The organism is Amycolatopsis sp. NPDC004747, assembly GCF_053601335.1.
In genome coordinates this window covers 228,270-240,993 of the sequence record NZ_JBSGBQ010000014.1, presented here as the reverse complement: position 1 = coordinate 240,993, position 12,724 = coordinate 228,270, and the positions used below count along the sequence as shown (strand labels likewise).

General features: G+C 71.5%; 10 protein-coding genes. 4 read left to right on the top strand and 6 right to left on the bottom strand.

Annotated features, from left to right (window positions below):
* The coding region (locus ACWEGE_RS24245) for a family 2B encapsulin nanocompartment shell protein (RefSeq protein ID WP_449662715.1) at positions 1–1,007 on the bottom strand (1,007 nt) is incomplete at its 3' end.
* 470 nt (positions 1,008–1,477) lie between these two features.
* Here ACWEGE_RS24245 and ACWEGE_RS24240 point away from each other — a divergent pair.
* Together ACWEGE_RS24240 and ACWEGE_RS24235 are read left to right on the top strand one after the other, a co-directional pair.
* Positions 1,478–2,239, top strand: coding sequence for a bestrophin-like domain (locus ACWEGE_RS24240; protein ID WP_449662714.1), 762 nt, complete (start codon positions 1,478–1,480; stop codon positions 2,237–2,239).
* Positions 2,236–3,507 carry a DUF6923 family protein gene (locus ACWEGE_RS24235; RefSeq protein WP_449662713.1) on the top strand — a complete coding sequence of 424 codons (1,272 nt, stop codon included), beginning with the start codon at positions 2,236–2,238 and terminating at the stop codon, positions 3,505–3,507. The genes ACWEGE_RS24240 and ACWEGE_RS24235 overlap by 4 nt, the downstream gene beginning before the upstream one ends.
* A gap of 7 nt (positions 3,508–3,514) precedes the next feature.
* Here ACWEGE_RS24235 and ACWEGE_RS24230 read toward each other — a convergent pair whose 3' ends face one another.
* Positions 3,515–4,534 (bottom strand): autoinducer 2 ABC transporter substrate-binding protein, encoded by a 1,020-nt coding sequence (locus ACWEGE_RS24230; RefSeq protein ID WP_449662712.1) that lies wholly within the window; start codon positions 4,532–4,534, stop codon positions 3,515–3,517.
* 268 nt (positions 4,535–4,802) lie between these two features.
* Between ACWEGE_RS24230 and ACWEGE_RS24225 the strand changes: the two genes are divergently transcribed.
* Positions 4,803–5,258 (top strand): DUF4396 domain-containing protein, encoded by a 456-nt coding sequence (locus tag ACWEGE_RS24225; RefSeq protein ID WP_449662711.1) that lies wholly within the window; start codon positions 4,803–4,805, stop codon positions 5,256–5,258.
* Between the two features lie 40 nt (positions 5,259–5,298).
* Here the strand turns inward: ACWEGE_RS24225 and ACWEGE_RS24220 are convergent, their stop codons facing one another.
* From ACWEGE_RS24220 to ACWEGE_RS24205, 4 genes are all read right to left on the bottom strand, one after another.
* On the bottom strand, positions 5,299–6,534 hold the full coding sequence (locus ACWEGE_RS24220; RefSeq protein ID WP_449662710.1) for a glycoside hydrolase family 88 protein: 1,236 nt from the start codon (positions 6,532–6,534) through the stop codon (positions 5,299–5,301).
* A gap of 211 nt (positions 6,535–6,745) precedes the next feature.
* Positions 6,746–7,972: a hypothetical protein gene (locus tag ACWEGE_RS24215; RefSeq protein ID WP_449662709.1), complete on the bottom strand. Its 1,227-nt coding sequence runs from the start codon at positions 7,970–7,972 to the stop codon at positions 6,746–6,748.
* Positions 7,973–8,060: 88 nt separating this feature from the next.
* A complete protein-coding gene (locus ACWEGE_RS24210; protein ID WP_449662708.1) occupies positions 8,061–9,002 on the bottom strand; it encodes a pentapeptide repeat-containing protein in 942 nt (313 codons plus the stop codon).
* 5 nt (positions 9,003–9,007) lie between these two features.
* Positions 9,008–11,944 carry an AfsR/SARP family transcriptional regulator gene (locus ACWEGE_RS24205; RefSeq protein ID WP_449662707.1) on the bottom strand — a complete coding sequence of 979 codons (2,937 nt, stop codon included), beginning with the start codon at positions 11,942–11,944 and terminating at the stop codon, positions 9,008–9,010.
* Positions 11,945–12,056: 112 nt separating this feature from the next.
* Here ACWEGE_RS24205 and ACWEGE_RS24200 point away from each other — a divergent pair, with 112 nt between their 5' ends.
* Positions 12,057–12,713, top strand: coding sequence for an SH3 domain-containing protein (locus tag ACWEGE_RS24200; RefSeq protein WP_449662706.1), 657 nt, complete (start codon positions 12,057–12,059; stop codon positions 12,711–12,713).
* The last annotated feature ends 11 nt before the right edge of the window (positions 12,714–12,724 follow it).

Genomic DNA, 12,724 nt, shown 5'->3' with positions numbered 1-12,724 from the left:
TTCCAGACGAGGGTGAGGAGTTCGTCGAGGTCGTCGGGGGTGGGTGGGCCGGTGCGGGTGGGGATGCGCTGGGTGAAGTCGGCGTTGTGGAGGAGCCCGAAGTCGGGGTTGTTGATCAGTTCGTGTTCTTGGCGTTCGCGGAGTGCTTCGACGGTGAGGCGGAGTTGTTGTTCGATTTGGTTCATGGGCTGGTTGTAGAGGTCGGCGACGCGGGAGTGGACGCGGAGCACGGTTTGGGCGACGGAGAGTTCGTATTCGCGGGGGTGGGTTTCGTAGTCGACGAAGGTGGCGGGGAGGAGGGGTTCGCCGTCGTGGCCGGAGGCGAGGGTGATTTCGGCTTCGCCGTGGTCGTTGCTGGCCGTGGCGCCGCGGGCGCGGTAGTCGGCCAGGTGGGCCTGCAGTGTTTCGGAGCGGTCGAGGATGTCCTGGAAGGCGGTGCGGGGCAGGGTCAGGACGGTGCAGGTGGTGACGGCTTTGGCGGTGTATTCCCAGATGCCGTCGCTGTCGGTGAGGGTGTGGTCGCCGAAGTGGTCGCCGTCGGCGAGGGTGGCGAGGACGACCTGGTCGCCGTAGGCGCCGGTGCCGGTTTTGGTGACTTTGCCGTGGGCGAGGAGGAAGACCTGGTCGGCGGGGGAGCCGAATTCGACGAGGGCGTCGCCGGGGGCGTATTCGTGTTGGGTGAAGCGGTCGGCGAGTTCGGTGAGGACCTCTTCGTCGTCGTAGCCGCGTAGCGGCGCCAGTTCGCCGAGTTCGGGTGGGATGACGCGGACGTGGGCGCCGGTGGTGGTGAAGGTGACGCGGCCGTCGCCGACGGCGTAGGACAGGCGGCGGTTGACGCGGTAGGACCCGGCGGCGACGTCGACCCAGGGGAGTACCTTCAGCAGCCAGCGGGAGGAGATGCCCTGCATCTGCGGGACGGATTTGGTTGTGGTGGCCAGGGTCCGGGCCGCCGCCCGTCCCAGGCTCGACGGCGCCTGCTCGGATTCCACCGGGTCGGTGACAGTCACAACGAGGACCACCCAATCATTCGCGTTCGGCACGTGCCCGCCCAGCCGGCACGCCGGTCATGACCTGCTATTTGCTGATATGCGCGCGGTTTCGCGGCACCGCGAAATCAACATAGCAACCGCATCGGGCCGCACAATGACACGATCGGGTCACCGGGTTAATGACCGTCGCACTCCTTGATCATTTTCCGATGATGTTCGACGGCCGTGGTCACCGGCTGTCCGCGGACGTCACTCGGTCGTGAGATTCCCTGCGCGGCGGCGCTGTCCGCCGTTGCCCAGCGGTACGTCGTGGCCGCCGGTACCCCGCATCGGCTGCGCCGAATCGGCGACTTTTGCACCCTGGTGCGACCAGCAGGATGAATTCGTTCCGTTCAGTTGTCCGCCCGGAAATGGGTGACTAACTTGAGCGGACCCGGCCGTGGAATGCCGGGCAGTGCTTCCCGCGCTCCGCGGGCGAAAGGACCCGGATGAACATCTTCGTGGCCGGCAGTCTCTGGGTGGCCGGCGCGGCCGTGGTCGCGGGCGTGATCGCGTACCTGGTGCGGCGGTTCGGCTGGGACGAGGGCCGGCCCGACAACAACGACGCGGCGGGCCAGGTGTTCACCATCGTGGGCGGGCTGCACGCGGTCCTGGTCGCCTTCATCCTGATCTCGCTGTACGACTCGGTGAGCGAAGCGGGCCAGAACGCGCAGACCGAGGCCGACAGCCTGATCGCGGCCACCTGGGCGGCCGACGCGCTGCCGGCCGAGACGAAGGACCGGGTGCACCAGCTCGCCGCCGCGTACGCGCGGACGGTCCAGGAGCAGGAGTGGCCGCGCCTGGCCGACGGCGGCCCGGTGCCCACCACGGGCGCGACGCAGCTCGACCGGATGCGCGAGGCGGTGGCCGCCGCCCCGGCCGACGACGACTGGCTGCTGGACCGCAAGACCGAGGCCAGCAACCAGCTCTGGGCGGTTTACCAGGCCCGCGAGCAGCGGCTGGCCCACTCGGGCGACGGGGTCGGCGCCGTCGTCTGGTTCGCCCTCGTCCTCGGCAGCCTGATCACCGCGATCCTGCTGCCCAACCTCTTCGGCGGCACCCGGCTCGCCGCGCACATCATCATCGTGTCCACCCTGGCCGGCACGATCACGTTGCTGCTGTTCGCCATCTACCAGCTGCAGAACCCCTTCAGCGGCGGCGCGAAGGTGGCGCCGGAGGCGTTCACCGCGGCCCTGGAAAGGCTGGTTTGACCGGCACGCGGGCCCGCTGGGCGGCGATGCTCGGCGTGGCCGTGGCGGTTTCGGCGCTGCTGGCCGCGACGGGCTGGCTCGCGCCCCCGGCGGCCCGTCCCGCCGCGCCGCGGGAGCCGGGCGGCTGCACGATCCTGCAGGCGGAGAACCAACGCGCCGGCGCGCCGACGACGTTGCGTTTGCTCTCCCTGCCCGACGGGGTCACGAAGCGGGTCGGCCAGGCCGGCTACTGGATCAACGCGATGGGCTACGCGAGCGCGCAGGGCGTCGTCTACGGCGTCGCCGACGGCACCCGTGCCGGCCGCTACGACCACGGCGCGCACGCGGTCCGGATCGACGCCGACGGCGTGGTCGCCGACCTCGGCGTGATCGGCCGCGCGGGCGCGCGGCACCCGGTGTGGAGCCTGGTCACCGGGGCCACCGCGGGCGCGGTCGACGGCGACCGCTGGTACGTGCGGCAGGGCAGCGATCTGTACACAGTGGACATCGACCCGGCCGGCCAGGACTACCTGCGGGTGGTGCACCGGACGCCGCTGCGGCCGGTGTCGCTCGCCGTCGGCGTCGACGACTTCGCCTTCGACCCGGCGGACGGGCTCCTTTACGGCGTCTCGACGACCTCGCGCGGGGACGGCTCGGTGGTCACCCTCGACCCGGCGAGCGGGAAGGTCGCGGTGGTGCCGGGGCTGCGGTTCCCCGAGGGCGGGGCGTACGGGTCGGTGGTGCTCGCGCCCGGCACGATCTACGCCACGGCCAACCACGACGGGCAGCGCAGCGTCACCTATCGCCTGCCGCGTGACGGCTCGGGCCCGGCCACCGAGGTCGCGGCCGGGCCGCCGCTGGTGAGCGGCGACGCGGCCGGGTGCCTCGGCGAGGCGCCCCCACCGCCCTCGACGTCCCCGTCTCCCTCGCCACCGTCCACGACTCCCCAGGAGCCGTCGCCGCCGCCCCGGACCGAGCCGCCGGTCACGCCGGCACCGGAGCCGCCACCGCCGTCCCAGCCGCCGCCGGTGGAGCAGCCCGTCGTCGTGCCGCCGTCGCCGTCCCCCGCCCCACCGTCGCCGGTGGTGGTCACGCCGCCGCCGGCCACCTCGGAGCCGCCGCCATCGCCGCCGCCGTCGTCGCCGCATCCGCGAGTGACGAAGAAGGCCGAAGTGGTCGCCTCGGACACCGGCAAGCGGACCGAGGAGAAGCGCCGCTGGGGGCTGACCGCGCTGATCCTCGTGCTCGGCGGGGGCGCGGCGGCCGGGCACGTGCGCCGGCACCGGTGAGCGGGCGTCAGTACTTGAACTGGTCGACGTTGTCGGCGGTGATGAGCAGCGGGTCGCCCAGCAGGACGGTCTTCGTGGCCGCGTCGTACTTCACCGCCGGCAGCTCCAGGCTCACCTTGTTGACCGGGCCCAGCGGCTTGCCGTCGGCCACCTGCTTCGCCGTCCACGCGGTGAGGTAGCCCAGCGACTCGACGTTCCAGAGCACCGACTGCGAGCACGAGCCGTCGAGCAGGAACGGCTTGATGGCCTGCGGCGTCCCGACGCCGACGGTGAACACCCGGCCGATCTTCTGCTCGTCGCCGACGGCCTTCGCGACGCCGGGCGCGGAGGTCGTGCACTCGCCGATCAGCCCGGTCAGGCCGGGGTGGCTGGTCATCAGCTGCTTGGCGATGGCCGTCGCGGCGGCCACGTCTTCGCCCGCGTACACGGTGTCGACGAGCTCGGCCTTCGGGTAGTGCGCGGCCGCGTACTCCTTCTGGACCGCGATCCACGAGTTGAGGTTCGCCGCGGCGGGGCCGCAGGAGACGATCGCGTACTGGCCGGTGCCGCCGGTCTTCGCCATCAGCGCGTCGACGAGCGCGCTGCCGATGCCCTGCGCGGTGGCCTGGTTGACGAACACCTCGCGCTGCGTGCCCGGCGCGTCGGTGTCCGAGGTGAGCACGTGGATGCCCTTGGCCCTGGCCTCGGCGATCACGCCGGCGAGCGCGGCCGGGTCGTTGGGGGCCACGACGATGACGTCGACCTTCTTCGCGATCAGGTCGCGCAGGATGCTCACCTGCGCGGCCGGGTCGACGGTCGCCGGGCCGGTCGAGTGCCACGCCACGCCCAGCTGCTTCGCCGCCTCGAGGCCGCCGTTGTCCATCGCCTCGAAGTACGGGATGTCGCGGATCTTGGGCACGAACTCGATCCGGGTCGGCGCCGGCGGGGGCGCGCTGCCGCCCAGCTGGTCCGAGCAGCCTCCGAGCGCGAGCGCCGCGACCAGCGTCGCCGTCGCGACCAGCCGGAAGGTCTTCGTCGGCCCTCGCATCCCCACCCGTTCCTCAGGCATTCGATCAGTTCGATGGGTCCGCGCATGGTCGAGACCAAGGGCGAACGTAGGGCTCCGGGTAACGGTGGTCAACGGGATGTGCGCAAAGGGTTACGGAAGTGAGTTCTGCTCCGCCGGATATGCCCTGGTCGCCCCGATCCGGCTACGGTCGGTGATATCGAATCGCCTATCCGTGTCCGCTCGGCCGGGCGGGAAGTGTGACGCGCGGAACGTGCGTCAGTTACCCCCCAGGGGTATAGTCCGACGCATGAGCGAACAGCACGGGGCTTCGTGGGCGACGGCGATCCAGGCGACTCTGCACTGCCTGACCGGCTGTGCCATCGGTGAGGTGCTCGGCATGGTGCTGGGCACGGCGTTCGGCCTGCACAACGCGGCGACCGTGGTCCTGTCGATCGTGCTGGCCTTCGTCTTCGGGTACGGCCTGACCATGCGGGGCGTGCTGAAGTCGGGGCTGGGCGCGGCGGCGGCCTTCAAGGTTGCGCTGGCCGCGGACACCGTGTCGATCGCGGTGATGGAACTGATCGACAACACCGTGGTGGTGGCGATTCCCGGCGCGATGGACGCGGGGTTGACCAGCCTGCTGTTCTGGCTGGCCCTGGCGCTCTCGCTGGCGGTCGCGTTCGTCGTCACGGTGCCGGTCAACAAGTGGATGATCGGGCGCGGCCTCGGCCACGCCAAGGTGCACGCGCACCACCAGCACTGAACCGGCGCGTCCGGGGAGGTGGCGGCCTCCCTGGACGCGGCTACACGCTCGAAAGGTCGATCGCGCGGTCCACCTTGCGGCGGTCGAGCACCCGCAGGATGCCTTCCAGCAGGTAGTAGTCGGCGTAGGGCAGCGAGACCTCGACACCGTCCTCGTTCGGCCGGTTGCGGGTGCAGCGCGCGACACTCGCCTCGGCGCGGGCGGACTTCGTCGTCAGGCACGTCCGCGACACCGCGGTGAGGATCCGCAGCGCGCTTTCCCGGTACTGCGGGCGGTGCGTGAGCTCCGCCAGGTCGAGCAGCCCGCACGCCATGATCACGCCGGCGGAGGCGTCCTTGACGTCGTCCGGTGCCTGCGGGGCCAGGTAGTCCCACACCGGGACGTGGTCGGGCGTCAGCCGGGACAGCGCGAAGTCCGCGAGCCGCCGGGCCGTGGCCAGGAACTCCGGGTCCCCGGTGCGCCGGTGGATGGTCGTGAACCCGTAGACACCCCAGGCCTGCCCGCGCGACCAGCACGACGCCGGGCTGTAGCCCTGCACCGTGTTCGGCCCGATCGGGGCGCCGGTGACCGGGTCGAAGTCGAACACGTGCGGCGTCGACCCGTCGGGACGCGGGAAGTTCTTCTGCGCCGTCTTCGCGTGCGCGACGGCGATCTCGAGGTACTTCGGGTCCTGCGTCTGCGCACTGGCGAACGCGAGCAGGTCGAGGTTCATCATCGTGTCCATGATGACGCGGCCGGCGTTGTTCGGGTCCGACAGCGCGCCCCAGGCGCGGATGAACCCGCCCGCCGGGTTGTACCGCTTGATCAGCGACGACGCCGCCTGCACCGCGCCCGCCTTCCACTTCTCGTCGCCGGTGAGCCGCCAGGCGGTCACCCACGAGGGGTAGAAGAGGAAACCGAGGTCGTGCGTGCCCGTGTCGTTCTGGCGCGGCGCGAGTTTTTCCGCCGAAGCCAGCGCGAGGTTCTTGAATTGTTCCTCACCGCTGTGCAGCCAGGCCAGCCACAACTGGCCGGGCCAGAATCCGCCGACCCAGTCGCCGTTCTGCGAATACGTCCATTTCTCGAACTTCGTGCCGACCGGAAATGCGGTGACGCCGGGGGCCACCGCGCGGAGCTTGGCCACCGCGTAATCGGCCGCTTGGCGGAGCGTCCGGGTGACCGAGGCCAGGTCGGGGTGGTCGGGGGTGGCCGCAGAAGCAGTCGTTGCCGTGCTGGTGCCCACCGCCACCGCGGCGCCGGCCGCGGTGGTCAGCAGGGTTCTCCGGGAAACGCTCACAGGTGCCCGCCATTCCGTGATTCCGAGGGGAACGAATTTTTGCACGCTCGGCGGGCGGTTGTACACCCGGCGGAAGGTAGTTCACGGTTGTGAATTGTGTGCCGGTGAGCGGAATGGCGTGGAAAAAGGGCGAAGGCCCGGCGGGGGACACCGGGCCTTCGCTGTTGTCGCGGGTGAGGGCAGTCAACCACGCGACGATCGGGGACGTTCGTCAGCAGTGCGGGGCGACGGGGTCGTCCGACCCGGTCTGGAGGTAGGTGTCCGAGACGTAGTTGTTCGGGCCGATCCGGTCCCAGATGTTGCTGGTGCCGAACTTGCCGGTGACCGTGTCACCCTCGACGTAGCACTCGATGTTCACCTTGGCGTAGTTCGCCGCCAGGCCCTTGATGGCGGCCGACGTGCTGGCGCTCGCCCGGACGTTCATCGGGTCGCCGGCGGTGCTGACGACGCCGGTCTTGTCCGAGCCGGTCCACAGGTAGGTGACGTTGACGTTGCCGTTGTCGGACATGCCGAGCCCGTCGTAGAAGACGCCGTCGGCGAGGTCGATGCCGGCCGGGTTGCCGACCTTGTAGCCGAGGTCGTCCTTACCGCCGTTGTAGCCGTTGTGGTAGGCGGCGTACGCCTCCGGCTGGCCCTGCGGGAGGTCCTTGTACTCGTAGCGCACCGAGCTCGGGTTCCAGTAGTCGTCCTTGGTGTTCCACGGGCCGACGTCCCACACCGGGGCGTACTCGCAGCGGCTGCCGTCGGTCTTGCAGATGCGCACGGTGTAGGTGCCGGTGCCCTTGCTCGACAGAGCGCGGCCGGACGGCAGCGCGACGAAGTGGTCGCGGCTGGTGATGACGTGGCCGTTGGCGGTCGTCTGCCCGGTCAGGCCTTCGCGGGTGGCGTAGATCTTGTAGGTCAGCGCGGTCGAGGCGGCGAGCGCGTTGGCCTGCGGGACGCTGTCGGCGCTCAGCGCGACGCTCTTGACCGAAGGCGCCACGCCGTCGGTGGTGCTGTGCAGGCTGATCCGCACCTGCACCTCGCTCACCGTGCTCTTCAGCGCGGTGCCCGCGGGCGTCCACTCGGTCCAGTCGTTCGCCCCGGTCCGGCCGCGGACGTCGACGTCGACCGAGGTGCCCTTGGGGGTGTCGGCGGTGAGTTCCGCACTGACGCGGTTGGCCGGCGAGCCGAGCTTGTGCTCGGCGGTCGTCAGGCTGCCTTCGCTGCCGGCGAACACCCGGGCGGTTCTGTGCCACGCGGCGTCGGCCAGGGTGAGCGCGCCACCCGCACCGGTGACGTTGACGTCGTTGGTGTCCACAGTGGACAGATCGGCGGCCCAGTTCGGGTCGGCGGACGGCGCCGTCGCGGCCTGCGCGGGGGCTCCGGCCAGCGCCGTCACCGCCCCGGCGGCCAGAACCGCCGCGGTCACGCGGCCGGCCTTCATGATCCGGATCATCCCCGGTTCTCCTCTCGCACCTGTTCGTTTCGAAGGTGCGAGAAGGTTGACGGGGCGGCGTACATGATCCGTACAAGCAGGTTGTGCGCTAGCCGCCGGGCAGCAGAAGCCCTGGTGGCGGGGTGTCCCACGGATCGAACACCGGCGGCGTGGTGTAGTCGTCGGGACTGGCCAGGGAAAGGTCGACCTCGCCGCCGGTGAACCGCGCGCCCCGGAAGCTCACTTCACCGCCGCTGAAGGCGGCGCCTTCGAACTGGACACGGCCGCCGCTGAACTCGGCGTTGTCGAAGGTCACCCGGCCACCGCGGAAGTCGGCGCCGCCGAACCAGACTTCGCCGCCGCTGACGTGCATTCCGTCGAACGACGTCCAGCCGCTGGGGAACCGGGCCAGGCTGAACAGGAGCCTGCCGCCGGTCACCTGGATGTCCGCGAAATCCGCGGACCGCAGGATGACCCGCAGGAGGTTGAACTCGCGGCCCTGCCAGCTGACCGGCGCGCCCGGGCGGAGGTGGTCACTGATCACGCTGGTGACCGAGAAGCGCACTTCGGTCTCCTCGTCGTGGTACCACGGCGAATCCGACGGTTCGTACGGGATGCGCAGGTAGGCGCACAGCACGTCGATGCACACCTGGCGTTGCTCGAGCCACTCGTCGGCCAAGCTGGCCATGGCGTACAACCCGGCGAGCCGGACGGCCGGCTTTTCGTGGCCGATCTGGGTGCAGGCACTGGCGAAGCGCTCGTTCAGGACCTTGACGCGCTCGCGCGCTTCGGCCACCTCGCCGATCCGCTGCTTGCGGTAGGCGACCACCAGCGCCACCACTCCGCCGACGCCCGCCACGACCGACAACGCGATCTTGATGATGTCCAGCTTGGTGTCCGGGCCGGGCGCGGCCGGCAGGCCCACCGCCAGCCACAGGAGCGCGGTCGCGGCCGCGAACACGCCGAGACCGATCAAGACCACCGCGGCGATGTGCCGCCTGATCGACCAGAGCCCCGCCGGCCGGCCGCGCTCGGAGTCCTTCAGCACCACGGCGGTCAGGCCGACGCGACGTGCGGCCGCTCCTCGGTGACGACCGCCGCCGGGTCCTTCGGCCGGGTCGACAGCTCGCGCCAGATCGCCAGCGCCCGCTCCGAGTAGTCCCGCGACCGCTCCGGCTGCGACAGCGCCCGGTGCAGTTCCCCGAGCAGCTGCGACACCTCGGCCTCCGACCGCCGGTCGCCGTTGCGGCGGTGCACGGCCAGGGAGTTCACCAGCAGCAGCTGCGCGTGCGCGAAGTCGCCGCTGTGCAGGCACAGCTCGCCCAGGTTCTGGTTCGCGTACCCCACGCAGTGGTCGTCGCCGAGGTCGGTGAAGATCGCGATCGCGCGGTCGACGTGCTCGCGGGCCGCCGCCAGGTGGCCCTGGTGCTGGAACAGCAGGCCCAGCCGCTTGAACGCGTGGGCTTCGCGGTGGCGGTCGCCGATCGAGGCGGACAGCTCCAGGGCGTCGGTGAACCAGCGCTTCGCCGCCGCGTAGCAGCCTCGGGACATCCACACCGCGCCCGCGCCGAGGCGGGCCACCGCCTCGCCGTTCGGGTCATCCGCCTCCGCGAACAGCTTCAGCGCCTCGTGGCAGTGGTCGAGGGCCAGGTCGTCCGCGCCTTCGATGCGCAGGATCGTCGAGAGGCCGGTCAGCGCGACGGCGACCCCTTGGCAGTCACCGACCGAGTCGAACAGTTCCTTCGACTCCTCGAACGCCACCCGCGCCTCGGCGTACTCGTCCTGGTAGAGCAGGTACTGCCCGAGGTTGCGCTGGACGATCGCCTCGGCCCGCGCCGAACCCGTCCGGCGGGCCGCCGCCAGGGCCACCAGATGGGTGCTGTGCCAGTCGTCCTGCGGGCCCCGCAGGTCGAAGTACGGCGTCAGCGCCGAAGCCAGCTGCCAGGCCAGGTCGTCGAACCCGTGCTGGGCGGCCAGCGAAACCGCCGCGACGGTCGTGTGCCGCTCGGCCGCGAACCATTCGGCCGGGTCGTCGGGCAGGACGCCTTCGGGCACGCCGGGACGCGGCAGCTCGTCGTCGCAGTACGCCCCGAAGAAGTGCAGCGGCATCCGGCGTGCCGCCTCGAGCGCGAGCCCCAGGTAGCCCTCCAGCACCCGCCGCAGGCCGGCGCGGGTCTTCGCCGCGTCACTGCGCTCGGCGAGCTCCACCGCGTACACGCGCAGCAGGTCGTGCAACCGGTAGCGCGGCTGGCCCGCCGAATCGGAGCCGACGAGCTCGACGAGGTGGCCGTCGACCAGCACGTCGAGCACGTCTTCGGCGTCGCGCCTGCCCAGCACGGCCGCGACCGCCCACGCCGGGAACTGGACCGGTCCGAGCAGGCCCAGCCCGCGGAACGCCGTCGCCGCCGACATCGGCAGCAGGTCGTAGGACAGGGTGACGCTCGCGCGGACGGCGAGGTCGCCGACGCGCAGCTCGTCGAGCCGGCGGCGCTCGTCGCCCAGCCGGTCGGCCAGCAGCCGCAGCGTCCAGCCCGGCCGGTGGGTCAGCTTCGCGCCGGCCACCCGGATCGCCAGCGGCAGGTGCCCGCACTGGCGCAGGATCGCCGCGGCGCTCTCCGGCTCGGCGGCCACCCGCTCGGCGCCGACGATGCCCTGCAGCAGCCGGGCGGCCTCGGCCTCGGGCAGCAGGTCGACGTCCACCGGCTTCGCGCCGGCGAGCCCGGGCAGCCGGATCCGGCTGGTCACCAGCACCCCGCACGCCCCGGCCCCGGGCAGCAGCGGGCGCACCTGGGCCTCGCTGCCGGCGTCGTCGAGCACGACGCACATCCGCCGCCCGGCCAGCCGCGACCGCAGCAGCGCCGACCGCTCGGCCAGCTCGCGCGGCAGGCCGGCGTCCGGGATGCCCAGCGTGCGCAGCAGCTCGGCGAGCACGCTCATCGGCGCCCGCGGCGACGACGACGTGCCGGCCAGGTCGACGTGCAGCTGGCCGTCGGGGAACTCGTCGCGGACCGCGTGCGCGACCCGGACGGCGACCGCCGACTTGCCGACGCCGGGCGCGCCCGACAGCACGATCACGGTCGGCGTCCCGGAGCCCGCGCGTTCCTGCAGCAGGGTGACGACGTCGTGGATCAGCGTGTCGCGGCCGGTGAAGTCCGGCAGGTCGAGGGGCAGCTGGCAGACCGGGGCGACCTCGGCGGCGCGGGCCGGGAGGACGTTTTCCGGCACGAGGGTCGCGCGCAGCTCGCGCAGCCGGGCCCCCGGTTCGGCGTCCAGCTCCTCGCGCAGGACCCGCTCGGCCGACTCGTACGCCTCGATCGCGTCCCCGGTCCGGCCCGCCGCGCGCAGGGCGACGATCAGCTGCGCCCAGAGCTCTTCGCGCAGCGGGTGTTCGGTGACCAGCCCGCGCAGCTCGGCGATGGCTTCGCCGGAGCGGCCGAGGCCGATGCGCGCGCGGAGCCGCTGTTCCTGCACCGAAAGCCGCAGTTCGGCGAGCCGGGCGACGGTCGCGCCCCAGCTGTGGTCGTGCGGGAGGCCTTCGAGGACTTCGCCGCGCCACAGGGCGTCGGCCTTGTCGAGGAGCTTGAGGGCGCTTTCGGCTTCGCCGGCTTCGAGCGCTTCCTGCGCTTCGCCTGCCAACGCGGCGAAGGCCAGGTGGTCCAGTTCTTCCGGCGCCGCGGTCAGCAGGTAGCCGGAGGCCCGGCTGCTGATCCGCTCGCCCAACGCGGGGTCGATCTCGGCGAAGCGTCTTCGCAGGGAGTGCACGTACGTGCGGATGTTGGCCGCGGCCGACCGCGGCGCCGATTCCGGCCACAGCACTTCCACCAGCACGTCGGTCGAGACGACGACGTTCGGCTGCAGGGCCAGCGCGGCCAGCAGCAGCCGGGGCTTCGGGCCGCCGAGGGCGATCACCCGCCCGGCGGCGGTGACCTCCAGCGGACCGAGGACGCGGATGGTAAGCGAGGTGGTCTCAACCTGCCCGATGAGTTCCCCCATGTCCCGGACTCTAGGACCCGTCCGGCGCAGGGGATAGATCCATTCGGAGTGTCTGAGCGCACACGTGCGCGCTTTGTACGGAATGTGTACGGCCGGGAGTGACGCTGCCGCCATGAAGCGTTCGAAACTCCGGCGTATCGCCGGCTCCGGGCTGGTACTGGCCGCGGTCGGCGCGCTCCTGGCCGGCGGCGCGATCGAGGCGTCCGCGGCGGCGAGCGGAACCGTGAAGACCGCGGGCGACCCCCTCAACGTCCGCCGGGCACCCACCGCGGGTGCCACTGCCGTCAAGACCGTCGCCAACGGTGCCACCGTCGCCATCGACTGCCAGATCAACGGCGCGTCGGTGACCGGCACCTACGGCACGAGCACGTTGTGGGACTACGTGCCCGCGCTCGGCGGGTACATCTCGGACACCTACGTCTTCACCGACTCCGATACGCGGATCGCGCCCGACTGCGGCGTCGGCTCGGGCAGCGGCCAGTGCGCCGACGCCTGCGCGGGCGAGGCGCAGTACCGCGCGTCCGACTCCCACTTCCTGGTCTACGACATGAAATCCGACGGCTATTCCGCCGTGGTCGCCTACTGGCTCAAGGGTGGCGCCGGGCCGTTCTACGTCTGGAACTCCGGCGGCGAAGGCACGAAGGTCGACAAGGCCGTCTCGGTCCCGCGCGGCACCTGGCTCTTCTACAAGGTGTGCGTCGCCAACTACACGACCGCCAAGCCGGCGCTGCTGTCCTGCAGCGACGGTGTCACCGACTACGCGGCCTGAGGCCCGTCCAC

Excerpts from the sequence above, each read along its gene's own strand:
- ACWEGE_RS24240 (WP_449662714.1), top strand. The coding sequence starts at position 1,478 with ATGAACATCTTCGTGGCCGGCAGTCTCTGGGTGGCCGGCGCGGCCGTG.
- ACWEGE_RS24230 (WP_449662712.1), bottom strand. The coding sequence starts at position 4,534 with ATGCGAGGGCCGACGAAGACCTTCCGGCTGGTCGCGACGGCGACGCTG.
- ACWEGE_RS24225 (WP_449662711.1), top strand. The coding sequence starts at position 4,803 with ATGAGCGAACAGCACGGGGCTTCGTGGGCGACGGCGATCCAGGCGACT.
- ACWEGE_RS24215 (WP_449662709.1), bottom strand. The coding sequence starts at position 7,972 with ATGATCCGGATCATGAAGGCCGGCCGCGTGACCGCGGCGGTTCTGGCC.
- ACWEGE_RS24205 (WP_449662707.1), bottom strand. The coding sequence starts at position 11,944 with ATGGGGGAACTCATCGGGCAGGTTGAGACCACCTCGCTTACCATCCGC.
- ACWEGE_RS24200 (WP_449662706.1), top strand. The coding sequence starts at position 12,057 with ATGAAGCGTTCGAAACTCCGGCGTATCGCCGGCTCCGGGCTGGTACTG.